Annotated in this window: 23 protein-coding genes; 16 read left to right on the forward strand and 7 right to left on the reverse strand. The window is 63.3% G+C overall.

The features are described 5' to 3' along the window. Positions 1-27 precede the first annotated feature (27 nt). Complete coding sequence (locus AWB72_RS11165; RefSeq protein ID WP_040052244.1) at positions 28-924, reverse strand: NAD-dependent epimerase/dehydratase family protein; 897 nt, start codon at positions 922-924, stop codon at positions 28-30. A gap of 126 nt (positions 925-1050) precedes the next feature. Here AWB72_RS11165 and AWB72_RS11170 point away from each other — a divergent pair, with 126 nt between their 5' ends. Together AWB72_RS11170 and AWB72_RS11175 are read left to right on the forward strand one after the other, a co-directional pair. Next, positions 1051-1941, forward strand: coding sequence for a LysR family transcriptional regulator (locus AWB72_RS11170; RefSeq protein WP_040052245.1), 891 nt, complete (start codon positions 1051-1053; stop codon positions 1939-1941). A gap of 30 nt (positions 1942-1971) precedes the next feature. After that, positions 1972-2364, forward strand: coding sequence for a RidA family protein (locus AWB72_RS11175; RefSeq protein ID WP_040052246.1), 393 nt, complete (start codon positions 1972-1974; stop codon positions 2362-2364). Here the strand turns inward: AWB72_RS11175 and AWB72_RS11180 are convergent. Both AWB72_RS11180 and AWB72_RS11185 read right to left on the reverse strand, forming a co-directional pair. Then, positions 2361-4043, reverse strand: coding sequence for an acid phosphatase (locus AWB72_RS11180; protein ID WP_040052247.1), 1683 nt, complete (start codon positions 4041-4043; stop codon positions 2361-2363). The two genes, AWB72_RS11175 and AWB72_RS11180, sit on opposite strands and share 4 nt — an antisense overlap. A 159-nt stretch (positions 4044-4202) precedes the next feature. Further along, the gene (locus AWB72_RS11185; protein ID WP_040052248.1) at positions 4203-4997 is read right to left on the reverse strand and encodes a sulfite exporter TauE/SafE family protein; all 795 of its coding nucleotides are present in this window, start codon (positions 4995-4997) and stop codon (positions 4203-4205) included. 189 nt (positions 4998-5186) lie between these two features. Here AWB72_RS11185 and AWB72_RS11190 point away from each other — a divergent pair, with 189 nt between their 5' ends. After that, the gene (locus AWB72_RS11190) at positions 5187-7445 is read left to right on the forward strand and encodes an amylo-alpha-1,6-glucosidase (protein WP_040052249.1); all 2259 of its coding nucleotides are present in this window, start codon (positions 5187-5189) and stop codon (positions 7443-7445) included. Positions 7446-7551: 106 nt separating this feature from the next. On the opposite strand, the gene AWB72_RS11195 is transcribed toward AWB72_RS11190, so the two are convergent. Then, positions 7552-8733: a 4-hydroxybenzoate 3-monooxygenase gene (locus AWB72_RS11195; RefSeq protein ID WP_040052364.1), complete on the reverse strand. Its 1182-nt coding sequence runs from the start codon at positions 8731-8733 to the stop codon at positions 7552-7554. A 183-nt stretch (positions 8734-8916) separates the two neighbouring features. On the opposite strand from AWB72_RS11195, the gene AWB72_RS11200 reads away from it, so the two are divergent. After that, positions 8917-9783 (forward strand): SDR family oxidoreductase, encoded by an 867-nt coding sequence (locus AWB72_RS11200; protein WP_040052250.1) that lies wholly within the window; start codon positions 8917-8919, stop codon positions 9781-9783. 33 nt (positions 9784-9816) lie between these two features. Here the strand turns inward: AWB72_RS11200 and AWB72_RS11205 are convergent, their stop codons facing one another. Further along, a complete protein-coding gene (locus AWB72_RS11205; protein ID WP_040052251.1) occupies positions 9817-10869 on the reverse strand; it encodes an aldo/keto reductase in 1053 nt (350 codons plus the stop codon). A gap of 216 nt (positions 10870-11085) precedes the next feature. Here AWB72_RS11205 and AWB72_RS11210 point away from each other — a divergent pair, with 216 nt between their 5' ends. The 4 genes from AWB72_RS11210 to AWB72_RS11225 all read left to right on the forward strand — a co-directional run bounded on the left by AWB72_RS11210 (position 11086) and on the right by AWB72_RS11225 (position 13885). Then, on the forward strand, positions 11086-12099 hold the full coding sequence (locus AWB72_RS11210; RefSeq protein ID WP_087128066.1) for an AraC family transcriptional regulator: 1014 nt from the start codon (positions 11086-11088) through the stop codon (positions 12097-12099). An 89-nt stretch (positions 12100-12188) separates the two neighbouring features. Then, positions 12189-12560 (forward strand): COG4315 family predicted lipoprotein, encoded by a 372-nt coding sequence (locus tag AWB72_RS11215; protein ID WP_040052252.1) that lies wholly within the window; start codon positions 12189-12191, stop codon positions 12558-12560. Positions 12561-12599: 39 nt separating this feature from the next. After that, the gene (locus tag AWB72_RS11220; protein WP_040052253.1) at positions 12600-13118 is read left to right on the forward strand and encodes an RNA polymerase sigma factor; all 519 of its coding nucleotides are present in this window, start codon (positions 12600-12602) and stop codon (positions 13116-13118) included. Next, positions 13115-13885 (forward strand): anti-sigma factor family protein, encoded by a 771-nt coding sequence (locus AWB72_RS11225; protein WP_040052254.1) that lies wholly within the window; start codon positions 13115-13117, stop codon positions 13883-13885. The genes AWB72_RS11220 and AWB72_RS11225 overlap by 4 nt, the downstream gene beginning before the upstream one ends. Before the next feature lie 54 nt (positions 13886-13939). On the opposite strand, the gene AWB72_RS11230 is transcribed toward AWB72_RS11225, so the two are convergent. Both AWB72_RS11230 and AWB72_RS11240 read right to left on the reverse strand, forming a co-directional pair. Continuing rightward, the gene (locus AWB72_RS11230; protein ID WP_040052255.1) at positions 13940-14158 is read right to left on the reverse strand and encodes a hypothetical protein; all 219 of its coding nucleotides are present in this window, start codon (positions 14156-14158) and stop codon (positions 13940-13942) included. Positions 14159-14527: 369 nt separating this feature from the next. After that, a complete protein-coding gene (locus tag AWB72_RS11240) occupies positions 14528-14950 on the reverse strand; it encodes a BspC domain-containing protein (protein WP_040052257.1) in 423 nt (140 codons plus the stop codon). A 15-nt stretch (positions 14951-14965) separates the two neighbouring features. On the opposite strand from AWB72_RS11240, the gene AWB72_RS11245 reads away from it, so the two are divergent. From AWB72_RS11245 to AWB72_RS11280, 8 genes are all read left to right on the forward strand, one after another. Beyond that, positions 14966-15181: a hypothetical protein gene (locus AWB72_RS11245; protein WP_040052258.1), complete on the forward strand. Its 216-nt coding sequence runs from the start codon at positions 14966-14968 to the stop codon at positions 15179-15181. After that, entirely contained in the window at positions 15178-15738 is a 561-nt protein-coding gene (locus AWB72_RS11250) for a putative glycolipid-binding domain-containing protein (RefSeq protein WP_040052259.1), read from the forward strand. The genes AWB72_RS11245 and AWB72_RS11250 overlap by 4 nt, the downstream gene beginning before the upstream one ends. Positions 15739-15805: 67 nt before the next feature. Next, positions 15806-16876: a selenide, water dikinase SelD gene (gene selD / locus AWB72_RS11255; protein ID WP_040052260.1), complete on the forward strand. Its 1071-nt coding sequence runs from the start codon at positions 15806-15808 to the stop codon at positions 16874-16876. Between the two features lie 27 nt (positions 16877-16903). Next, positions 16904-17830, forward strand: a complete 927-nt coding sequence (locus AWB72_RS11260; RefSeq protein ID WP_040052261.1) for a cation diffusion facilitator family transporter — start codon at positions 16904-16906, stop codon at positions 17828-17830. A 579-nt stretch (positions 17831-18409) separates the two neighbouring features. After that, complete coding sequence (locus AWB72_RS11265) at positions 18410-20950, forward strand: mechanosensitive ion channel domain-containing protein (protein WP_040052262.1); 2541 nt, start codon at positions 18410-18412, stop codon at positions 20948-20950. A gap of 688 nt (positions 20951-21638) precedes the next feature. Further along, positions 21639-21956, forward strand: coding sequence for a flagellar transcriptional regulator FlhD (flhD, locus tag AWB72_RS11270; protein WP_035963774.1), 318 nt, complete (start codon positions 21639-21641; stop codon positions 21954-21956). A gap of 16 nt (positions 21957-21972) precedes the next feature. After that, positions 21973-22644, forward strand: a complete 672-nt coding sequence (gene flhC / locus AWB72_RS11275) for a flagellar transcriptional regulator FlhC (RefSeq protein ID WP_040052263.1) — start codon at positions 21973-21975, stop codon at positions 22642-22644. A gap of 143 nt (positions 22645-22787) precedes the next feature. Continuing rightward, a complete protein-coding gene (locus AWB72_RS11280) occupies positions 22788-25190 on the forward strand; it encodes a DNA polymerase II (RefSeq protein ID WP_374728892.1) in 2403 nt (800 codons plus the stop codon). Positions 25191-25237: the final 47 nt, after the last annotated feature.

A 25237-nucleotide genomic window follows, 5' to 3' on the forward strand; every position in this document is an offset into this window, starting at 1 on the left:
GCGCGTCGCGTGACGGTCAGCGCACCATCAGCGCACCATGTCTCGCTCGATCCATTCGATCACCGACGTTCGCTTCGGCTGCCAGCCGAGCAATGTGCGGGCGCGTTCGCCGCGCACGCGGCTATTCGACCCGAGCCCGTACGACGCCATCTCGTAACCCCATTCCTCGATCGCCTGTTCGAGCGGCCAGTCTTCCGGTCCGCGCAGCCCAAGCGCCTTCGCCATCGCGGCGGTCATGTCGTGGAACTGCGCTTCGCCGCTTTCGATGAAATAGAACGTGCCCGCCGGCGTCTTTTCGAGCGCGCGGCGGTAGGCATCGACGACGTCGTCGATATGCACGTTCGACCAGATATTCAGCCCGCGTCCCACGTGACGCACGACGCCGCTCTTTTTCGCCTGCCGCTCGAGACGCGGCAACTGCACGCTGGCGGTGTCGGGAATCGCGCCGTGACCGTAAATCAGCGTATTGCAGAGGACGGCCGAGCGTACGCCGCGCTTTGCGGCATCCAGCACGAGATTGTCGATGGCGACGCGCGGCGCCTTGTCGGCGGTCGGTTCGGGCAGCGTGTCTTCCGTATAGATGGAATCCGATGCCTCGCCGCCCGACGCGTCCCCGACGATGCTCGATCCGCTCGTATGCAGGAACGGCTTGTTCGAGCCTTCGAGCGCACCCGTCAACGCTTCGACCGCGCCGCGATGATCGCTGCTGGCGGCGTTGATGACGGCGTCGGCTGCGCGCGCTTCGGCGGCGAGCAGGGCGGCGTCATCCAGGCTGCCGACGACTGGCTCGATGCCCGCGCGCTTCAGCGCGTCGCTTTGTCCCGCCCGGCGAATCAGCCCGCGCACCCGGTGGCCGTCCCGCGCAAGTCCCGCTGCAATCGATCCGCCGATGAAACCGCCCGCGCCCGTAACGAAAATGTTCATGAAGTTGCTCCGGTAAATGAATCAGTGGGCACAGTATGGTTCGCTTCGACTTTCGCAAAAAGAGTGGTAGTCTCAAAAGAAACTTGACTGCGGATCAATAATCTCGCGCGCCTGAACGATACTTCAATGAAGACCAACACCGACGAACTGCTGGTTTTCGTCACCGTTATCGACAGCGGTTCGATGACCGCCGCCGCCGAAGCCTTGCAGCAAACAGTCTCCGGCGTGAGCCGCACGCTTACGCGCCTCGAAAAGAAGCTCGACGCGACGCTCGTGCGCCGCACCACCCGTCGCCTGCAACTCACCGACGAGGGCGAACTATTCCTAACCCGCGCCCGCGCGATCCTCGCCGCGATGGACGACGCCGAAGAAGCCATCTCTCGACGGCGCGAGCGTCCCGCCGGGCGGCTGCGCGTGGACGCGGCGTCGCCTTTCATGCTTCATTGCGTCGTGCCGCACGTGAAGGCGTTCGCCACGCTCTACCCGGAGATATCGCTCGAACTGACGAGCAACGAACGCATCGTCGACTTGCTGGAACAACGCGTGGATATCGCGATTCGGATCGGCGCGCTGCGGGATTCCACGCTGCATGCGCGCACGCTCGGCAGCAGCCGGCTGCGCGTGCTCGCGAGTCCCGCTTATCTCGCGGAACATGGCGAGCCGCGCGACGTCGACGAACTCGCGCGTGCGCGGCTCATCGGCTTCACCGCGCCGGAAAGCCTCAACGACTGGCCGCTGCGTGATGGCCGCGGCGCCGCTTTCGCGACGATCAGACCGGCGGTTTCAGCCTCCAGCGGCGAAACCATCCGTCAACTCGTAATCGACGGCGGCGGCATTGCGTGTCTCGCCGACTTCATGACCGCCGCCGATGTCGCAGCCGGCCGCCTCCGCACGATTCTCGACGACGCGCTCGAGGACGTTCGGCAGCCGATCAGCGCGGTGTACTACCAGAGCGAATCGCTCGCGGCGCGCACCCGCGCGTTCCTGGATTTTCTTTCCAGCAAACTGACGCTCTGATCCATCGACCTTCAACTCATCAATCCGACCATGCCACCGATAGAAGCCATCAACGCTCCCGGCCTGCCGATTCCGGCCGGTCACTACAGTCACGCGACGCGCGCCGGAAATCTCGTCTGCGTGTCGGGTCAGTTGCCGATGCGCCCCGACGGCACGCACACCGGCGACCGGCCGTTCGAAGAGCAGGCCGAGCAGACCTTGCTCAACCTGCGGACCGTGCTGGAAGCGGCGGGCGCGAGTTTCAAGGACTGCATCGAAGTGACGGTCTATCTCGTCGGCGTCGAGCACTGGAAGGTGTTCAACGAGATCTACGCGCGGCACTTCGGCGACTGGAAGCCCGCGCGCGCCGTCGTCCCGGTCGGCGCGCTGCACTACGGCTATCTGCTTGAAATTTCGGCGCGTGCGTGGGTCGAGCCCGCCTAGGCCAGATCGAGCGCTTGCGTGAGGTCGCCGAGCGGCGCTTCGCCATTCGCCACGAAGGCACGATCGCGCGCGGCGACGCCGTCCAGCGGCGCCAGACCATGCACGCGCGAAATGAAGCGCAGGATCGAGTTCGTATCGTAGACGGTGTGATCCACATACGCCTTCTTCGCCAGCGGCGACACGACGAGCGCCGGAATGCGCGAACCCGGTCCCCAGCGATCGCCCTTCGGCGGCGCAACGTGGTCCCACCAGCCGCCGTTTTCGTCGACGGTCACGATCACGACCGTGTTCTCCCACTGCGGCCCGCGCCGGATGTGCTCGATAACGTTCGTGATATGTCGGTCGCCCGATGCGACGTCCGCGTACCCCGCGTGCATGTTGAGATTGCCCTGCGGCTTGTAGAACGTGACGGGCGGCAGGCGGCCCGCGTCGATGTCGGCAAGCAGCTTGTTGGTGGAGGGATCGTCGCCGAGACCGGCGTCGCGCAGATGCCGCTCGCGCGCAGCCGTACCCGGCGCGAAGTTGCGGAAGTAGTTGAACGGCTGGTGATGGTACTGAAAGTCCGGCACTGCGCCGGTATCCCGATGATCGAGCGCGTATTGCCACGCGCCGCTGTACCACGCCCAGTCAATGCCTTTCTCCGACAGGCGATCGCCGATGGTGGCGTATGTTTGCGGCGGCAATACGAGCGCGTTCGATGTGTCCGCGAAACGGGGATCGCCGCCGGGCGCGGGCTTGACATTGCTCGGCTGATACGGCGCGAACATGGTGTTGACGGCGTAGCCGTCGGCGGTGAGCGAGCCGTCGCGCACGAACTTGGGCGGTCCTTCCAGCGCCGACTTCGGCGAATCGGGCGCGAGCTTCAAAAGCGAGCCGGTCGGGTCGTCGCCTTCCACGACGGCCAGGAGCTTCGCGGCCGGGCCGTTGCGCGCATCGGAATAAAACGGAGCTTGCGCCGAAATCAGGAAGATGTGATTCAGCCAGGAACCGCCGAAGGCAGACATGAAGAAGTTGTCGCACAGCGTGTATTGCTGCGCGAGTCCCCAAAGTTTCAGCGTATCCGGCGAATTCCGGTAATGGCCCATGACGAGGCCGCCCGAGTCGCCCCACGCCGCGAACTGATTGTTGCGCCCGGCGTTGATCTGCATCTGATTCTGATAGAAGCGATGCACGAGATCGCGCGTGATGACGCTATTCGGCAGCGGCTCGCCCTCAGCGTCCGCGAGCCGGAACGGGCCGTTACGCAGACCGTTGATCTGATTTTCAGCGATTGCATACCGCTTGCCGTCGACTTCCTGCGCCTGTGGGACGAGGCCGCCCCAGATCGTCGGCAGCGTGGGCAGCGGCGTGACGCCGTCGCGGTCGAGCTGCGTGTATTGCGACGCCGCGACGGCCGAAAGCGGATACTGGACGCCCGGAAAGTCGCCGTAAAGATTGGTGAAGCTGCGATTCTCGGCGTAGATCACGACGATCTGCCGGACCTTTGCGGCGAGCGTGCGGTCCAGCGAAACGTCCGCCGCCGTCTTGGGTGTGGCCGGCCTGTGATCGAACAGGTTGCATCCGCCGAGCGACAGCCCGGCAAGACCGACGCCGGCTGCAATGAGCCGCCGCCGCGCGGGATCGGCGGGCGCGTCGTTTTCCGTGGGAAGGTCTTGATGCGGATGCTCGTGCTCTTTCATTGCCTGACTCCTCGCGTCAGCCGATTGACAGCGCATGATGCCGCATCGTCCCGGCGCGTGATAGTCGGTCAAACGGCATAGGCAAAGCCAGGAAAAGCTTGCGAATGTGCTTATGCCATCCGGCCGACTGGAAACTCCCGAGCCGCGTGACTAACATCCTCAACTGAACACGAGCTTTGCTCCGACGAGAACCAGCGTCGCGGCGAGCACGTGGCGCAGCAGCGCTTCGGGCGCCTTCGAAGAGAGCGCGCTGCCAATGGCAATGCCCGGGATCGAGCCCACGAGGAGCGAAAGGAGCAGCGCCCAGTCGACGGAGCCGACCATCCAGTGCCCGGCGCCGGCAATGAGCGTCAGCGGCACGGCGTGCGCCACGTCCGAACCGACAATGCGCGCCGTCGCAAGGCGCGGATAGATGAGCAGCAGGACCGTGACGCCGATCGCGCCGGCCCCCACGGAGGTCATCGAAACGAGCGCGCCGAGGATCGCGCCGGTCAGCACGGTCCAGGCAGTCATGCGCGCCGGATTGTCCGGGCGGTCATGGCCCTTTTTGTAAGCGAAGCGCGCGAGTTGCGGCCGGAAGATCAGCGAAACGGCCGTGATGAGCAGGGCGGTGCCGAGGATCGACTGGATGAGCCGCGCCGTGTCGGGCGAGGTCATGCCGTGCCGGTGCAGGAAATACAGCGTGAGCGCCGCGGCCGGCACGCTGCCTGCGGCGAGCCGCCCGGTAATGCGCCAGTCGACCGACCCTTTCAGGCCGTGAACGAGCGTGCCAGCGGTCTTGGTGGCGGCAGCGTAGAGCAGGTCAGTGCCGACCGCCGTCGCCGGATGGATGCCGAACAGCAGCACGAGCAACGGCGTCATCAGGGAGCCGCCGCCCACGCCCGTCAGGCCGACGAGGAATCCGACCGCGAGCCCGGAGACGGAATAGAGTAAGTCGATATGCGGAAATGACATCGATCGGAGAGAACCCGTCAGGCGAGAGGGAGTCGAAAAACCGTCGATGATAGCCGGTAAGCCGTCCAATTGCTGCATGAAGGCCGCGTCTGGCCCACGAACTGCGGGCTGTGCGAGCCCGGCGGCGGAACATCGCTGCCTGCCCCGATTGCCGCCGGATGTCTTTCAAGTCACTTTCAGGATGGTGCAATGGATACAAAGCAACAGACGCAGGAACCGACGCAACAGCAACAACAACAGCAGCAACAGCAGCAGTTGGCGACGACGGACGAGGCGTTCATTCCCACCGAACACGCGAACATGCCGAACGAGCGGCAGTTCGTCCTGAAATCCGGCAACACCTTCGCCGTCTACGATGCTAACGGCGACATTCGCGGTGGCGACGACGGCTTGTTCGTCAACGATACGCGCGTGCTGTCGGAACTCGTGCTGAGCTTCGGCGGGCGCGCGCCTTCGCTGCTGTCGGGCAGCGTATCGAGCGACAACGCCGTGTTCACGGCGCATCTGACGAACCGTCCGCTGCCGCCCATCGGCGGGGCGCGCACGCCGGAGGGCGTGATCCACGTCGAGCGCAAGCGGGTGCTGTCGGGGCACGTGCTGCACGAGAGCATCGTGTTGACGAATTACGGCACGGAGCCGTCGACGGTGCCTATTTCGATTTCCTACGCGGCTGATTTCCTCGACATGTTCGAAGTGCGCGGCACGAAGCGGCCCAAGCGCGGCAAGCTATCGCCGCCCTCCGTCGAGAATGGCGAAGTCGTCCTGCGTTACGTGGGACTCGATGAAGTCGAGCGCGTCGCGCGCATTCAGTTCACGCCCGCGCCGGATGCGCTCTCGCCGACGCGCGCCGACTACGCGCTGCACATTCAGTCGGAGACGGCGATCTCGGTGTATCTGTCGGTCACGGCCGTCACGCGCGCCCTGAGCGACGCCAGCGACGAAAGCAAGCGCAACGCCGCCGAAGCCGCGGAGTGCGTGCCGGAGTCGGGTCGGCCGGCCATCCGCGAGGCGCTCGTCGATGCGCACCGCCGCATGCGCGACAAGCGCCGCGCCAGCGCCCGCGTGCGTTCGAGCAATCCGCTCTTCAGCGAGTGGATCGACCGCTCCCTCGCGGATCTCGGGTTGCTGACCACCGACCTCGATACCGGCCCGTATCCCTACGCGGGCATTCCGTGGTTCTCGACCCCATTCGGCCGCGACGCGATCATCACTTCGCTGCAGATGCTGTGGCTTCATCCGGCGCTCGCGCGAGGCGTGCTGCGCTTTCTGGCGGCGCATCAGGCGCGTGAAGATTCCGCGTTTCGCGACGCCGAAATCGGCAAGATCATGCACGAGACGCGCAAGAGCGAGATGGCCGCCACGGGCGAAGTGCCCTTCGCGCTGTATTACGGCGGTGTCGACAGCACGCCGCTTTTCATCGTGCTCGCGGGCGCGTACGCGCAGCGCACCGGCGACCGCGCGCTGATCGACGAACTGTGGCCGGCCTTGCAACTGGCGGCGGATTGGGTCGCGCGTCATTGCGACAAGAATCCGCACGGCCTGCTCGACTATCAGCGGGCGACGGAATACGGGCTCGCGAATCAGGGCTGGAAGGACAGTCACGACTCGGTGTTTCATGCCGACGGGAAGTTTCCCATTGGCCCGATTGCGCTGGTCGAGGTGCAGGCTTACGCATCGACGGCATTCTCGACGATGGCGCGCCTCGCTCGCGAACGCGGCGATGAGGCACGCGGGGCGGATTCCGAGCGGCGCGCGGCTCACATTCGCGAGCGCGTCGAGGCGTTGTTCTGGATGCCCGAGATGGACTTCTACGGCATCGCGCTCGATGGACGCAGCGAGTTGTGCCGGGTGCTGTCGTCGAATGCGGGACATCTGCTCGCGTTCGATCTCGTCGAGCGCAAACGCGGCGAGGCTGTCGCGCGGCAACTCGAATCGGCGCTTTTCCATACCGGCTGGGGCGTGCGGACGCTCGCGGCGGGTCAGCCGCGCTTCAATCCGATGTCCTACCACAACGGTTCCGTCTGGCCGCACGACACGGCGCTCTGCGCGCGTGGTCTCGCGCGGTACGGGGATCGCCGCGCGGCAGTGGGCTTGCTTCAGGCCTTGTTCGAAGCCGCCGTCACGTTCGATATGCGTTTGCCCGAGCTTTTCTGCGGCTTCACGCGGCAGCGCGGCGAGAGGCCGATAGCGTATCCGGTCGCGTGCCTGCCGCAGGCCTGGGCGGCCGGCGCGCCGTTCATGATTCTCGAAGCGTGTCTCGGCGTGACGGTCGATGCCGTCAACGAAGAAATACGGATCGATCGGCCGCAGTTGCCGGACGGCATCGACTGGCTGGAGATCGCGGACCTGCGGCTGGGCGATCGCGACGTTGCCATCACGTTCAGGCGGGTTGGCGGTCAGGTGGTGCCGTCGGTGGAAGGGGATGCGAGGGTGGTCGCGGTGCTTTGAGCGTTGGCAACAAACGAACTGAGGACGCCAAGGTGCGGTTCCGAGTGAGCGGCAGGTCGGAAGAAGCGCTGAAGAATCAAGTGCTTCTTCCGCCTCGATTACCGCATCAAACCGCCACACTCCCCACATAGTTCTCCGCGAGCGCGGTCGCGGCAGCCCGCGACGTCGTCACATGCTCCAGTTCCGCCACCTGCAAGCGCTGTTCGAACGGCGACGTGTCATCGAGCTTATGCAGCATGCGCGTCATCCACCACGAGAAATGCTCCGCGCGCCAGACGCGCTTGAGCGCCGTTTCCGTGTAATGCGCGAGCTTGTCGGCACTGCCTTCCTTGTAAAAGCCGATGAGCGCGGCCGTCAGCACGCGCACGTCCGAGACGGCCAGATTCAGCCCTTTCGCGCCCGTCGGCGGCACGATGTGCGCGGCATCGCCGGCGAGGAAGAGCTTGCCGGACTGCATCGGCGTCGAAACGAAGCTGCGCATGCCGACAATGTTCTTCTGAAAAATCCGGCCCTCGGTGATCTGCCAGCCGTCCTCCGTATCGACACGTGCGTGCAGTTCGGCCCAGATGCGGTCGTCGGACCAGGCATCGACGGAATCTTTCGGATCGCACTGGAAGTACATGCGCTGCACGCCCGGCGAGCGCGTGCTGATGAGTGCAAAGCCTCGATCGTGCCGCGCGTAGATCAGTTCGTCCGACGAAGGCGGCGCTTCGACCAGAATGCCGAACCAGCCGAACGGATACACGCGCTGATAATCCTGGCGCACCGCTTCGGGAATGGACTGCCGCGATACGCCCTGCGAGCCGTCGCATCCGATGATGAAGTCGCACTCCAGCTCTTCGTCGCGTCCTTCGTGGCGATACTTGATGCGCGGCTTGCGGTCGCTGTTCTCCGCGAAGTCGTGCAGCGACACATTCGAGACGTTGAACTTCAGCGCACCGTTTGCAGCCGTGCGCGCGGCGACCAGGTCCTTGATGACTTCGTGCTGCGCATAGACCGTGATCGAATGGCCGGTCAGCTCGGTCAGCGCAATGCGCCGGCGCTGTCCTTCGAATGCCAGCTCGAAGCCGTGATGCAGCGCGCCTTCCGCCTGCATGCGCGCGCCGAGGCCCGCTTCGTTCAGCAGGTCCATCGTGCCTTGTTCGAGCACGCCCGCGCGAATGGTGGACTCGATGTCCTGCTGGCTGCGCGCTTCGAGCACGACAGATTCGATGCCGCGCAGATGAAGCAGATGGGAGAGCAGAAGCCCGGCCGGGCCCGCGCCGACGATGCCGACTTGAGTACGCATGAATGTCTCCGTTGCGTCGTGATGTTGTGCGTACAGTGTCGGCATCGCGGCCATATGCCGCAACGCGATACGGCGGATAGCGTCTATCGCCTATCTCGATAAAGGGCCGAAAAGCGGCCAAAATCGGGTCCGGTGCTTGCTGAATGAGGGTAAATCCCGACTCATCATCAGCGAGGACACGACATGAACACCAATGCCTATCCGAAGCCGCCGCTGCCCGAGCAGCAACAGGACCGCACGCCTGGCCTGACGGAGCCGATGAATCCGAAGCCCGATCATGGCGAAAAGAGTTACAAGGGCAGCGGCAGGCTGGTGGGAAAAGCGGCGCTCATCACGGGCGCGGACAGCGGCATCGGGCGCGCGGTCGCGATTGCGTATGCGCGTGAAGGCGCGGACGTCGCCATTTCGTATTTGAACGAACACGACGACGCGAAAGAAACCGCGCGCTGGGTCGAGGAAGCCGGTCGCAAGGCGCTGCTCCTGCCGGGCGACATCACCGATCGCCAGCATTGCAAGGATCTCGTCGCCAAGACGGCGGAAGCGTTCGGGCGCATCGACGTGCTCGTGAACAACGCGGCGTATCAGATGACCTACGACAGCCTCGAGGAAATCAGCGACGACGAATGGGACAAGACCTATTCGACGAATATCGGCGCGATGTTCCGCATCACGAAGGCCGCGCTCGCGCACATGAAAGAGGGCGGGGCGATCGTCAATACGACGTCGGTGAACGCGGACAATCCGAACCCCGGCCTAATCGCCTACGCGAGCACGAAGGGCGCAATTCAGAACTTCACCGGCGGCCTCGCGCAACTGCTGGCCGAGCGCGGCATCCGCGTGAACTGCGTCGCGCCGGGGCCGATCTGGACGCCGCTGATTCCGTCGACCATGCCCCCGGAAAAGGTCAAGAACTTCGGCTCGCAAGTGCCGATGAAGCGCGCCGGCCAGCCCGCCGAACTCGCCGCGGCCTACGTGATGCTCGCCTCCGACGAAGCCAGCTACATTTCCGGCGCGACGGTCGCGGTGACGGGCGGCAAGCCGATCATCTGACCGGCCCGCCGCGAACTGCGCCTGCGCGACGCCTTACTCGCCCGCCGCATCCTTCAGCTGATTGCGGCGGTATTCGCCTTGCCGCGTGAGCATCCAGCCGGGATATTCGGACGGCAACTGGCTCACTTCGTCGAGCGCGGCGAGTTCGTCGCCATTCAGCTTCACGTTCGTCGCCGCGATGTTGTCGTCGAGTTGCTCGATCCGCTTCGCGCCGACGATCACGCTCGTCACCACCTTCTGATGTAGCAGCCACGCGAGCGCGACTTGCGCGACGGACACGCCCTTCGTTTCCCCGATGCGTCGCATCACGTCGATGCAGTCGTACGCGCGATCGACGTTCACCGGCGGGAAATCGAACTTCGACCGGCGGCTGCCTTCTTCGTTGGCGCCATCGCGCGTGTATTTGCCCGACAGCAAGCCGCCCGCGAGCGGACTCCACACCATCAAACCGACGTTTTCGCTCTGCAGCAGCGGCACCAGTTCGCGTTCGAGATCGCGCCCGGCGACGGTGTAATACGCCTGCAGCGATTCGAATCGCGCGAGCCCGAGCCGCTCCGAAATGCCGAGCGCCTTCATGATCTGCCACGCCGCCCAGTTCGACACGCCGATGTAGCGCACGTGGCCGTGCTGCACGAGCGTATCGAGTGCGCGCAGCGTCTCCTCGATCGGCGTGGCCGGATCGAAGCCGTGAATCTGGTAAAGATCGACGTGATCGAGTTGCAGACGCTTCAGGCTTTCCTTCACGCCGTCGATGATGTGGAAGCGCGACGCGCCGCGCGAATTCACGCTTTTGGTGCCCGCTTCGCCGAGAATCTTCGTCGCCACGACGACGTTTTCGCGCGGCACCTTGAGGTTCTTCAGCGCCTGTCCGGTGATGATTTCGGAGCGGCCGTCGGCGTAGACATCGGCGGTATCGATGAAATTGATGCCCGCGTCCAGCGACCGGCCGACGAGCTTGTCGGCATCCGCCTGCTGAAGCTGGCCGATGTTGTCCCAGATGCCGCCCGTGCCGCCGCCGAAGGTCATCGTGCCGAGGCACAGCTCAGAAACGAAAAGACCCGTGTTGCCGAATTTCCTGTAGCGCATGGTTGCTCCCGTGTGAATGATCGGCGTGAAGCGCCCGTCGAAGTTGACGGGCGTTCGCCAGCCAATGCAGTATCGTCCGGCAACGCGGACCGTTCATAGCCTGATCCTGTCGGATCCTTGCCTTTTCCTGCAAACGCGGGGGCGTTGCGCGCGCACGAACGTGTTCGCGCGAGTAAGCTATCGACACTCTCCCACGCTCCTCTTCCCGCGGACACCATGGCGCTGAACGACACGCCCGGCCTCGCCGGCAAAGATGCTCACGATCAACCCCGCGACAGCCGCGATATGCACGATGCCCGCCGTCGCGCCGGCGCGCCCGACGCGACGCTCGATCAGGCGCGCGTCGATCTCGTGTCGCTGCTCGACCGCCTCACGGCCGGCTGCGAAGGCTCGCTCGAAACGCCGGTGCCGGGCGTCTATCTGCACCGCATCACGAATCCGGGCGGGCCGAAGCCCGGCATGCAGACGCCCGCGCTCGCGCTGATTGCGCAGGGCAGCAAGCGCGTGATGGTCGGCGACGACGTCTACGTCTACGACCCGATGCACTATCTCGTCTCGTCCGTCGATCTGCCGGTGATCGGACAGGTGACCGCCGCGAGCGAAACGGAGCCGTATCTCGGCATGCGGCTGGACCTCGATGTCGAAGAAATCACGTCGCTGATTCAGGACCAAAACCTGCCGCCCGCGACGCAGGCGGACGCCTCGCGCGGTCTCTACGTGAACCGCCTCGGCAGTTCCATGCTCGACGCCGTGCTGCGCCTGCTGCGACTCATCGATACCCCCGAGGACGTGCCGATCGTCGCGCCGCTCGTGAAGCGCGAGATTCTGTATCGGCTGCTGATGAACGGCTCCGGCGCGCGGCTGCGCCAGATCGCGCTGCAGGACAGCCAGACGCAGCGCATCGCGAAGGCCATCAAGCTGCTGCGCCAGCACTTCGACCAGCCGCTGCGCGTGGAGGACATCGCGAAAGACGTGCACATGAGCGTGTCTTCGCTGCATCATCACTTCAAGGCCGTCACCGCGATGAGCCCGCTGCAGTATCAGAAGCAGTTGCGCCTGCAGGAAGCGCGCCGGCTGATGCTGCTCGATATCGCCGATGCCGCGACGGCGGCGCATCGCGTCGGCTATGAAAGCGCGTCGCAGTTCAGCCGCGAGTACAGCCGGCTGTTCGGCGCGCCGCCGCTGCGCGACACGCGGCGCTGGCGCGATGCGGCGGCGGCCGGTGCGTAAGGATCGATTTATTTCATCGTTTGTGGAATAGGGCGACCGTGCCGAACGTTCCACGGATACTTCACCGCAGCCACGAAAAGGAAGATGAAATGAACAGGCAAACCAGGTTGGCTCTCTCGGCTCTGACGGCATTCGCGTGCGTCGCATCGACCGCGTATGCTGCAGCGCCGAAGGAATCGAACGGCATGTTCGTCGACGAAAACGGCATGACGCTCTACACGTTCGACAAGGACAAGGCAGGCAGCCCGAGCGCGTGCACGGGCGGTTGCGCGACGGCCTGGCCCGCCGCGATGGCGAGCGGCTCGGACCAGCCGAGCGGCAAATGGACGATGGAATCGGCCGATGGCGGCAAACAGTGGGCTTACGACGGCAAGCGCGTCTACCGCTTCGGGAAGGACACGAAGCCCGGCGACAAGAACGGCGACAACTTCCGCGACGTCTGGCACGTGGTCAAGCCCTGAGCCTCGCGTGCTCGCGCGAGCCGGTTCGGGATCAAGGCGATGACCTTCGAAAGCGACCTGCTCGCGCATCTTCCGCAGTTGCGGCGCTATGCGCGCGCGCTGACGGGCGATCGCGCCTGGGCCGACGATCTCGTTCAGGACGCGACCGAACGCGCCTTGAATCGCGCGAGTGCGTTTCGCGCGGGCACGAACCTGCGCGCGTGGCTGTTCACGATCATGCGCAATCTTTATATCGATCAATTGCGCGGACGCCGCGACATTGCCGTCGACGATGAAACCGCGCCCTGGCGACAGATGGCCGCGCCGCGTGGCGAAGTCGACGGACTCGTGCTGCGCGACGTCCAGCGCGCGCTGTATTGTTTGCCCGTCGAGCAACGCGAAGTGATGCTGCTCGTGTGTGTCGAGGAAATGAGCTATCAGGAGGCATCGCAAGTGCTGAACGTGCCCGCAGGCACCGTGATGTCGCGTCTTTCGCGGGCGCGCGAGCACATGCGGGTTTTGCTCGGCGAGGAAGCGGGACGCAAGGCGTCGTCGCTGAAAGTGGTGAGGCGGTCATGACGAATCCCGAGCGCCCTTCGGACAGCAACGAGCGCGACTTGCAGGCGCTGTCATCCTATATCGACGACGAACTCAGCGCCGACGAACGCGACGCCGTCGCGCATCGCATTGCGAATGATCCCGCAGCCGAAGCGACGGTGGCCGCGTATCGCGCGCAGGACAACGCATTGCGCGCACTCTTCACGGGCGATCATGCCGAGCCGCAAGTCATCGTGATGCGGCCGCGTGCGCGCGAGCGTTATCTGCTGGCGGCGTGCTTCCTGGTCGTGGGCATTGCGTGCGGCATGCTGATACACATGTTGTTGCCGAATATCGATGACGATGCGCGTTCACGCTTCGCCGAACGCGCCGATATCGCGTATGCGGTGTATGCGCCCGAACAGCGTCATGCGGTGGAAGTGGCGGCGTCGCAGCAGGATCATCTCGTCACGTGGCTGTCGAAGCGTTTGAACCGCACGCTCACGATTCCGTCGCTGACCGAATACGGCTTCCAGCTCGTCGGCGGACGATTGCTGCCGGGCGACGAAGGCCCCGCCGCGCAGATCATGTACCAGAATGCGGCGGGCGAGCGTCTCACGCTCTATATGACGACGGTCGCGCGCAACCAAGCCAAGATAAGAATGCTGCGCGACGGCCCGCGAAGAACGTACTACTGGGCGTCGGATAGCGTGGGCTATGCGCTGTCCGGCCAGATTGGCGAAGCGAAGCTGCAGGCTATCGCTTATGACACATGCAAGGAACTCGGCGGCGATCCCGCGAAGTGGTAGCGCATGCATCGATTAAAAAAGCCGCAGCGGAGAGTACACGCTGCGGCTTCGTTATCAACGATGCGCGGGTTCGAAATGATGCGGATGATGACGTTCCCACTCCGTACGCGCCCAATAGCGGTGGCCGTCCCAGTAACGATCGCCGTGCCAGCCAACCGTGACCGCGTGGTGATGATCGTGATACACCTCGGCCGATGCGACGTTCACGAGGCCGAGTCCCAGCGATGCAGCAAGCGATGCGATCAGCAGGCTTTTCTTTGTCTTGTCGAACATGGTTTTGCTCCTTCGAGTCATCGAGTTCGCTTGATCAGCGGTAGTAGTCGTGATGATGGTGATAACCGCCGCCATCACCCGGCAGAATGATGCAGCCCGACAACGTGCTTCCTAGCAAGACGCTCAGGGCTGCAAGAATCGCCAACTTCTTCATGGGTTTCTCCGTGTGAATCCATGAAGAGGAATGTAGCCGTTGGCAAAATGACAAGCCGTGATCGTTTGTAAGCAAACGTGTTGCGTGAAATATTCACGAAGGCTGCGTGTGAACTCGCTTTGAACTTCGATATGAGCGGGAAGGCGCAAATGTGGACGCCGCCCACATTCGAGCGGGCGGTGATGATGTGTTTCTTTGAACGATGAAGCGCTGGATTAGCGAACGATCTTCGGCTTGAGATTCGGCGTCAGCGATACGCCGACGACATGACCATCGCGCACGCCGCATCGGCTATCGACGCGCGTCCATTGCGGCTTGCCGCGCGCCTTCGCGAACGCACGCATCACAATGACCTGATCGACGGGAATGGGATTGCCCGCGTCGAAGATGGGCGTCTGGCTGTCGATCTTCGCGGACAGCACGCGCCGGTCGGGGACGATCAACGCGTCGTAGCGCGGTGCGTCTTCGACCCAGCGATCGAACGCCGCGACGCATTGCACGACGCTGTCGGGAACATGCAGACGGGTGAGGTACGAATAGTCTTCCGATGCGTCGGGCGTCTCTTGCGCCTGGGCCAACTGGAACACGGAAGCTGAAAAGAGAAGCGCGGCGAGCGCCGGAGCGATAGAGATTTTCATGCGATGACGGTGAGGATGGCGGCAGACAGCACGAAAAAACGCGAGGCGCGCATCGCATTGAACCGCGACGATCATGGCGGCTTCACGGAGCCACGCGCCTTTTTGAGATGGCGCGAAGTATACCGTGCGATGTTTTTATTCGTCGAGCGAATCGTGCATTTTGAATGCAAACCGAAAGGCTCGTGGCGCTGTATTCTTTATGCCGATGACACGAGCCAGGGTACGCGATGAAAACGGTGCGATGGGCGCAACTGGATGGGACCGGCCTCGAACATCTGACGCTCGACACGCAAGCCGATGGCATCGTGATCGAGAGCGCGATCGTCGGCGAGAACGATGGCGAAGCCTTCGGGCTGATGTATCGCATTGAATGCAATATGCAATGGCAGGTCACGCGTCTCGCGGTGCGGCTGGCGGGCGGCATCGCGTTCGATCTGCGGCGCGGCGACGATATCGATGGCGCGCCCGACGTCTGGACCGATGCCGAAGGTACGCCGCAAGAGATGCTCAACGGCTGCATCGACGTGGACATCATGGCGACGCCTTTCACCAACACCTTGCCGATCCGCCGCCTGCACTTGCAGCCCGGCGAGCGTCGTGTGATTCGCGTGGTGTATGCGAGCGTGCCGTCGATGACCGTGAGCGCCGTCGATCAGGCTTATACGCGTCTGGGACCGGACCGGCGCTATCGCTTCGAAGGACTCGACACGGGCTTCGAAGCGGAGATCACGACGGATGACGACGGCTTCGTCATCGACTATCCCGGCCTTTTCAGGCGCATCGTGTAAAAGGCGCCTTCTGGCGTGACCGGCGATAATGTGGGTCATCGAACGAACTTTTTGCACGGTACACACGATGACCACGACTCACGACACCCCGAATTCCCCGCGCCTCACGAGCCTTTCGCACGGCGGCGGCTGCGGCTGCAAGATCGCGCCGGGCCTGCTGGCCGAGTTGCTCAAGCGGAGCACGCCGATGGCCGCGTTCCCTGATCTTCTCGTCGGCAACGACACCGCGGACGACGCTGCCGTCTACAAGCTCAACGACGAGCAGGCCATTGTGGCGACGACGGACTTCTTCATGCCGATCGTCGACGATCCCTTCGACTTCGGGCGCATCGCCGCGACCAATGCGCTGTCCGATGTCTACGCGATGGGCGGCAAGCCGATTCTTGCGCTCGCGCTCGTCGGCATGCCGATCAACGTGCTGCCGCACGAGGTGATCGCGCAAGTGCTGAAGGGCGGCGAGGCGGTCTGCGCGGAGGCGGGCATTCCGGTGGCGGGCGGTCATTCGATCGATTCCGTCGAGCCTATCTATGGACTCGCGGCGCTCGGCATCGTGCATCCGTCGCGCGTGAAGCGCAATGCCGCGGCGCGTGCTGGCGATGTGCTCGTGCTCGGCAAGCCGCTGGGCGTCGGCGTGCTGTCGGCGGCGTTGAAGAAGGACAAGCTCGACGCCGCCGGCTATGCCGCGATGATCGCCGCGACGACGAAGCTGAATCGCCCGGGCGCGGACCTCGCGCAACTCGACGGCGTCCATGCGCTGACCGATGTGACGGGCTTCGGCCTGCTCGGTCATACGCTGGAACTGGCGCGCGGCGCGCGGCTGACGGCGCGCATCCGCTATGCGGACTTGCCGTGGCTGCCGGGCGTGCGCGAGTTCGTGGGCGAGGGCATATTCACGGGCGCGTCGGGGCGCAACTGGGCGGCGTATGGCGCGGATGTGGTACTCAGCGAGTCGATCGATGGATCGATGGAAGCGGCCCGCGCCTTGCTTACAGATCCGCAAACATCCGGCGGACTGCTGGTTTCGTGCGCGCCCGAAGCCGTCGACGACGTGCTCGCGATTTTCCGTGCCGACGGCTTCGGCCATGCGGCGGTGATTGGCGAGATGACGGACGGAGCGGGCCGCGTGGAAGTGAGATAAGCCGTCATCAAGACGACCAAGGTGGACATGAACGAAGAATCGCCGAAAGCCATTTTCTACGCGCTCGCCGCGAACCTGGGCATTGCCGTGTTCAAGTACGGCGCGGCCGCGTTCACGGGATCGGGTTCGATGTTCGCCGAAGCCATCCACTCGACAGCCGATTGCGGCAATCAGTTGCTGTTGCTTCTGGGCCTGAAGCGATCGCGGGCGCCAGCGAATGCGCTGCATCCGTTGGGCTCGGGGCGAGAGGTCTACTTTTATGCGCTGGTGGTGGCGCTCTTGCTGTTCTTCGTGGGCGGGGCGTTCTCGGTGTATGAGGGGACGCATCGGCTGCTGCATCACGAACCGTTATCGAACCCGATCGTGGCGCTGGTGATACTGGGTGTATCGGTGGTGCTGGAGGCATTTTCGCTTGCGGGCGCGCTGCGTGAGATTCGCAAGGGCGCGCCGAACAAGACCTTATGGCGATGGTTCCGCGAGACGCGTGAGTCGGAATTATTGGTGGTGGCGGGCGAAGATATAGCGGCGCTGGCGGGCCTTGCGATAGCGTTCGCGGCGGTGTTGCTGACGATGATCACGGGCAATGCGGCGTATGACGCGGCGGGATCGATTGGCGTGGGTGTGTTGCTGATGGTGATTGCGTTTCTGGTGGCACGCGAGGTGAAGTCGATGATCGTGGGTGAATCGGCGAGTCCGGAGGTGCGTCGCGCGATCGATGCGCGGTTGCGCGCGAGACCGGAGATCACGCGAATAATTAGCCTTATTACGTTGCAGTGGGGCAAGCACATTGTGGTGGCGGTGCAGGCGGAGATGATTGAGTATGCGAGCGGCCGCGCAATGATCGATGCGATCAACGTAATAGAGGAGGACTTGCAGAATGCGTTTCCGGAAATCCGCTGGGTCTTCTTCGAACCGGACGTGCAAAAAGAAGCGAATGAGCGCGCAGCAGCATAAACAACTCAACCCGCATTGCGACGAGCGTCCCGAAGGTGTTAACGAGCCGAGGGGCTCGGAGGACGTGGCGCACAGTGGGCGCGGAGGGTGATTCAGGGCTGTGTCAAGCTGAGTGCCAACGCGGCTCTACGGAGTGCACCGTCAACAAGGAAACAGCGGGCGAAAAAGCTGCTTTCTTTGGTTACTTTCTTTGCAGCAGCAAAGAAAGTGACCCCCGCCCCGGGTAGGGACGCGCCAATAGACCGACACGAAAAAAAGAAAATCAAGGCAGGCAGAGGCGCAGAACTAGAAGCCTCACCGGAAGCGAAAGCAGAAGAAGCCACCGGCGCATCGTGCGCCAGATCCCGCGAAGCACCCGCACGAGCAGGAGCACTTAGTGCTATAGAAACCAGACAGCCGAAACCCGCGAAGACCTTACGAAATTGCAAAGCCATAACCATTGCGTTCGAATATCGAGTCATCAATAAACCCGGGCGCGGAGAGCGCTTCAGGGGCATGAAGTAGCAGCCTCCGTACCGCCGGCGACACGCCGGCAACCTCGCATCGAGTCCCCGAAATTACGTAATCTTCATCCGACCCATGCGCAAATTCATTCTTGCTTTCTATCTGATCGCCATCGCGATTCTTTCCCAGAATGCCGATGCAGCCGCGCCGCAATCCGCGTCTCAGCCCGCTGTCGCGCTGACGCCGCAGCAGGCCCGCGATGCGCTCTCGGTCCTGAACGATCCGCAGCGCCGCGCGCAAGTCGCCGATACGTTGCGCGCCGTCGCGGCAGCAGGCGCACTGGCCGCGCCCGCCAGCGCCACACAGCCGGCGTCGTCGGCGGCACCTGCGTCGGGTGCCTCGGGCGTGCTCGCCAATTCGTTGACCGCAAACGGCCTCGCGTCGCAACTGTCGCGTCAGGCGGGCCACTGGCTCGTGCACTTCGGCACCGGCCTGCGGCACTCGGCTGCCGCGCTGCTGAACGTGCGCTCGGTGGCGTACTGGTGGCGTGACCGCATCGATTCCCCGCAGGAGCGCGCACTGCTCGTGCATGTCGTGCTGATGGTGCTGGCGTCGCTCGTGCCCGCGTTGCTGATCGAATATTTCGCGTCGCGGCTCTTGCGCCGACCGCGCGAGAAGATCGCGGCGCGCGGCATTAGCGATGCCGAAGCGCGCGAACCCGAACTCGTGCACGAACAACGCGCCGCCGAGCGCGCCGAAGACACGGCGCAGCGCACCGGCGACGAAGTCGCGATGCACGTCGCCGAGCGCAAGGCCGACACCGCTCGCGGAAAGCGGCACGCGGCGCACCACTGGACCTTGCTGCAACGTCTGCCGAGCGCGTTGTTGTATCTCGTGTACAACCTGATCCCGCTCGGCGTGTTCATGGGCGCGGTGACGATCCTGATGTCTATTTTCGTCGATGACAACACGACCGAAGCGCATGTCGCCGGCGCGCTCATCGACGTGTATCTCGTCTGCCGCGCGGTGATGATTCTCTGTGCGTTCTTCATCGCGCCGCGTGCCCGCGGGCTGCGCCTCCTTCAGATGCGCGATCAGTACGCGGCTTACACGTATCGCTGGCTGCGGCGCATCGTGATCGTCGCGGGGGCGGGCATCGCGCTCGCGAACGGCTGCGAGCCGCTCGGCTTGTCCAATGCTGCGCATATCGCGATCCTCAAGATCGTCACGCTCGTGGTCCATCTGATGATCGCGTGGGTGATCTTCGAATCGCGCAGGATCGTCGGCGAGAGCATTCGACAGCGCATGTCGGCGCATCGCTCGGTGGCGCTCGTCGGCAGCTGGGTGGCGGACGTCTGGGCCGGCGTCGCGATCTTCTTCGTGATGGCGATGTGGTTCGTCTGGGCGCTCGGCGTGCAGAACGGCTACGCGACGCTCTTCCATCTGGGCGGCGTATCGCTGCTGGTGCTGGTCGGCTCGCGCGTGGCGGCGATCGTCGCGTTCGGCGCACTCGGGCGACTCTTTCGCGACAACGACGAGGAAGTCGATTTCGCCAGCCAGTCGATCGTGCATCGGCACGCTTACCGCTATTACCCGGTTCTGCGACGCATCGTGCAGACGGTGATCGGCGTGGCGACCGTCATCGCGCTGCTCGAAGTGTGGGGCGTGCATGTCCTGCGCTTCTTCACGTCGGGCGGCGTCGGCAACCGGCTCGCATCGGCGCTGCTGACGATCGCGGTGGCTGCGGTGTTCGCGGTCCTCGTCTGGGAGACGGCGAACGTGTTCGTCGAACGACGCCTCGATCAGTGGAACAACACGGGCGATCGCGTGCGCGCCGCACGCCTGCGCACGCTCTTGCCGATGATGCGCAGCGCGTTGTTCATCGTCATCGCGATGGTGGTGGTGCTGACGGGACTCTCGGAGATCGGCGTGAACACCGCGCCGCTGCTGGCGAGCGCGAGCATCTTCGGTGTGGCGCTCGGCTTCGGCTCGCAAAAGCTCGTGCAGGATTTCATTACGGGCATTTTCCTGCTGATGGAAAACGCGATGCAGGTCGGCGACTGGGTGACGGTGTCGGGCGTATCGGGAACGGTGGAGTATTTGTCGATTCGCACGGTGCGTCTGCGCGGCGGCGACGGATCGCTCTACACCGTTCCGTTCAGCTCCGTGACGACGGTGAACAACACGAACCGGGGCATCGGCAATGCGGCGGTGCGCGTGTCGATTGCGCTGGGTCAGGACGTCGATCTCGCCATCTCCACGCTCAAGGAGATCGGCTCGGCGTTGCGCGAGGACGAAGCCTTCCGCGACGGCATCCTGTCCGATTTCAGCTTCTGGGGCGTCGATGCCGTCGACGGGTCGACTGTCACGCTCGCCGGCCAGATCCAGTGCCGCGACAGCGCGCGCTGGCCGGTGCAGCGCGAATTCAATCGCCGCATCCTGAACGAGTTCACGGCGCGGGGTATCGAGATCGCGAATCCGCAGCGTAACTTCGTCATTGTCAACGGCAACGGCCAGGACACGACGCAAGACATGCAGGACGAAAGCGACAAGGCCGGCGCGGACCAGCGCGCGGAGCCGTCGAAGGCGGCGCAGCATCCGACGAACGAAGCCGCGTCCGGCAACGATGCCGCCTCCAGCGTGCCGCCGCCGCGCGGTGCGCAGAGCGGGACGTGACGCGTAACCGCGCCGTTCAACCGTAACGGCGCGGCGACTGTCGATGAGGCGCCCTCCGCCCGGACGACGCGGCCTCCGCCAAGCCGTGCGATCCTACGTTTGTACCTGGCAAGGTATCCGTTCGCTCGGGAAATCGGCATGTTTTGGACCGCGTGGCGAAACGGTGCATACCACCGTTGTCCGGACAGAAACAAGACCGCCCGTACGATGTTACAGACGCTGTAACAACCGCTTTGCAAAAACTACCTTATTAAGCGTGAATCGGTAAAACATGGAATTACGCCTTTTTTACCGGTTTTCCCGCATATTCCCGCGTCTCAAAAATACCTTCGATAACTGTCAACCGAATCCCGCAACGCCCCGTTGTTGCGGGCGTCAGGCAATTATTCTTATCAAAAACTAGCCTGCGTAGATCGGTCCGAAGCGACGGCACATCCTACGAAATGACGCGGTCATTTTTTCTGATCCAAAAGTTACCGATTCAAAGTGTTGTTTGCAACGAAATATTATTGAGATGATCTTGCTTTCGTTTCAGCCGGTACTTAGAATCCGTTTCACAGTAGCTGTTACAAGATGTAACGCGCTGTATCAAAGTACGTAGCCGGTCTAAACCGGCACGGCGAGGGAATAAAAAAGATAGCGGCAACAAGCCTGCGGGAAATTCGGGGATTTACTGGAAGCAGCAACCATGAACGGTCGCGAAACGCTGGAATCGATCCGGGAAATCAACTTGTCGTACATCATGCTCGCTCAGCGTCTGCTGCGCGAGGATCGGGCAATCGGAATGTTCCGACTCGGTCTTTCGAAGGAACTGGCTGATTTGCTGTCCGGGCTGACGCTCGCGCAGGTCGTCAAGCTTGCTCAGTCGGACAACTTGCTTTGCGCGTTCCGCTTCAACGATCACACGATGTTGTCGGCGCTGACGCAACCCGCGAAGAACGCGGACATTGCGCCGACGCACGCCGCAATCCTGCTGGCTGGCCAGCCGGCCGAACAGTTCGCTTAAGAGCCCGGAGCGAGCCATGCTGAAGAAGAGCCTCACTGAAGACGCCCAGGAAGTGTTCCGCGCAATCGCGCTGATCGAGCTCGGCGCGCGCATGCAAGTGCTGGAGAGCGAACTGACGCTCTCGCGGGACCGCATGATTCGTCTCTATCGCGAAGTGAAGGGCGTATCGCCGCCCAAGGGCATGCTGCCGTTCTCGGCGGACTGGTACATGACGTGGCTCGCGAACATCCACGCATCGCTTTTCTACAACACCTATACGTTCCTCAAGAACGAAGCCGGTTGCTCGCATCTCGATGCGTTGACCAAGGGGTATCGGCTGTATCTCGAGCACTGCAACCATAGCGGCGCCGAGGCGGTACTCGATCTCACGCGGGCCTGGACTCTTGTGCGCTTCTTCGACGCGGGCATGCTGCAGATGACACCCTGCTGCCGATGCACCGGGAAGTTTGTCGCACACAAACATGATTTGCAGAACAACGTGGTGTGCGGGGCCTGCCAGCCGCCGTCACGCGCGGGGAAGACCAAGAAAGCGGCGGCCGCGAAACAGGCCGTTCAAGAAGCCGCTCTGGAGGTGGTATCGAGCAAGAACGAAGTGCCGCAAGCACCGGTTCATCCGGAGCGGATCGCACTCGATCACGTTGTGGCGTCGCAGCCGCAACGCGCAAGCCTGGTCGCACAGGCTGCTTAGGCGGTAGCGGCGCCGGTTCGTCCCTCGGGAGCCATCTTCTGGATGGCGGACGACCGGCACCGCTGCCGTGTTTTACTTCTTTTCTCATTGCGCCGTTCGCGCGCATCGCAGGCTTTCTTCCATCGCCCAAGTAAAATGCTTCGATAGCACGCGCTCTCGAAGGATTCGCCTTGATTCAGGCACCACGCACAACGAAGCAGGGCTTCTTGCTGACGCGTCATTGGCGCGACACGGCAACCGGCACGGAGGTCGAGTTCTGGCTCGCCACCGATGACGGCCCGCGCAAGATTCGCATCGCTTCGCAAACACCCGTTGCATTCATTCGCGCCGAAGACGGCGACAAAGCCGCACCGTTCGTTCGCACCGTGCGCGATGCGCAGCTTCGTGAATTGCCGCTCAAGGACTTTCGACAGAAGCCGGTGCTCGGCTTGTATTGCACGCAGTATCGCCAGTTGCTCGCGCTCGAAAAGACGCTGAAAAATGCGGGCGTCAATGTGTTCGAAGCGGATATTCGTCCCACTGAACGCTATCTGATGGAGCGCTTCATCACGGCGCCCGTTTGCTTTGAAGACGACGGAACGAGCGGCGTCGTGCATAGTGAACTGACGCCATCGGCGGATTATCGGCCGGCGCTCAGGCTCGTATCGCTCGATATAGAAACGAGCGTGAAGGGCGAGTTGTATTCCATCGCGCTCGAAGGATGCGGCGCGCGCCAGGTCTACATGCTCGGGCCGCCGAATGGCGATGCGAATGCCGCGCTCGACTTCGATCTCGACTATTGCACGAGCCGCGCCGAGATGTTGCAGCGCTTCAACGCGTGGATCGCGGAGCATGATCCGGACGCGATCATCGGCTGGAACGTGGTGCAGTTCGATCTGCGCGTGCTGCAAAAGCATGCCGACGATTACGGCGTGCCGCTTGCGCTGGGCCGCGATGGCGGCGTCGTCGAGTGGCGCGAGCACGGCATGAAGCGCAATCACTACTTTGTGTCGATTGCGGGACGGCTCGTGATCGACGGCATCGAAGCGTTGCGGTCGGCCACGTGGAACTTTCCGTCGTTCAGTCTCGAATACGTCGCGCAGTCTTTGCTGGGCGAAGGCAAGGCGATCGACAGTCCGTATGCGCGCATGGACGAAATCGAGCGGCGCTTTCAGGAAGACAAGCCTGCACTTGCACGCTATAACCTGACCGACTGCGAGCTCGTCACGAAGGTCTTCGAGAAAACGGAGTTACTGCCGTTCCTGCTCGAACGCGCGACCGTCACGGGTCTGGCCGCCGATCGCAGCGGCGGGTCCGTGGCGGCGTTCACGCATCTGTATATGCCGCGCATGCATCGGCTGGGCTATGTGGCGCCGAATCTCGGCGACGTGCCCGAGGAAGCCAGTCCCGGCGGCTTCGTCATGGACTCGCGGCCCGGCCTCTATGACTCCGTGCTCGTGCTCGACTACAAGAGCCTTTATCCGTCGATTATCCGCACGTTCCTGATCGATCCCGTGGGCCTCGCGCAAGGCATGAGCGAGACCGATGCAACGCGCACCGTGCCCGGCTTTCGCGGCGCGCTGTTTTCACGCGACACACATTGCCTGCCCTCGATCGTCGCGCAAGTCTGGCAAGGGCGCGAAGCCGCGAAGCGTCAGCGCAACAAGCCGCTTTCCCAAGCGCTCAAGATCATCATGAATTCGTTCTACGGCGTGCTGGGATCGAGCGGATGCCGCTTCTTCGATCCGCGGCTTGCATCGTCCATCACCATGCGCGGGCACGAAATCATGCATCGCACGCGCGAGCTGATCGAAGCGCGCGGCTATAGCGTCATCTACGGCGATACCGATTCGACCTTCGTATGGCTACGTCGCGCACGCGATGAAGACGACGCCGCGCGCATAGGCCGTGCGCTCGTCGAATACGTGAACGATCACTGGCGCAAGCATCTTCATGAAACGTTCGGACTGGACAGCGCGCTCGAACTGCAATTCGAAACGCATTTCAAGCGCTTTCTGATGCCCACGATACGCGGCACTGAAGAGGGCAGCAAGAAGCGCTACGCCGGACTCACGCGCCGCGCCGACGGCAGCGAGGAAATCATCTATAAAGGGCTTGAGACGGTACGCACGGACTGGACGCCGCTCGCGCAACGTTTTCAGCAAGAGCTTTATATGCGCATCTTCAAAGGCGAGCCTTATGAGGACTTCGTGCGCGATTACGTCGACCGCACGCGGCGCGGCGAGATGGATGCGCTGCTGGTTTATCGCAAGCGTCTGCGACGAAGCCTCGACGAATACCAGCGAAACGTGCCGCCTCATGTGCGTGCTGCGCGCATCGCCGATGAATTCAACGCGCGGCAAGGACGTCCGCTGCAATATCAAAGCGGCGGCTGGATCAGTTATGTGATGACGCAGGGCGGGCCCGAGCCGGTCGAAGCGCGTTCGGCGCCCATCGACTACGAGCATTACGTGAGCAAGCAGCTGGAGCCCGTGGCGGACGGCATTCTGCCTTTCATGCGCGACGATTTCACGGCGCTGATGTCGGGGCAGCAAGAGTTGTTTTGACCGTTTCGCGACACGCGCCTTGAAGCGGGCGCGGCATTTGCTGCCGC

This window comes from Caballeronia concitans, from assembly GCF_001544615.1.
Lineage (GTDB): Bacteria > Pseudomonadota > Gammaproteobacteria > Burkholderiales > Burkholderiaceae > Caballeronia > Caballeronia concitans.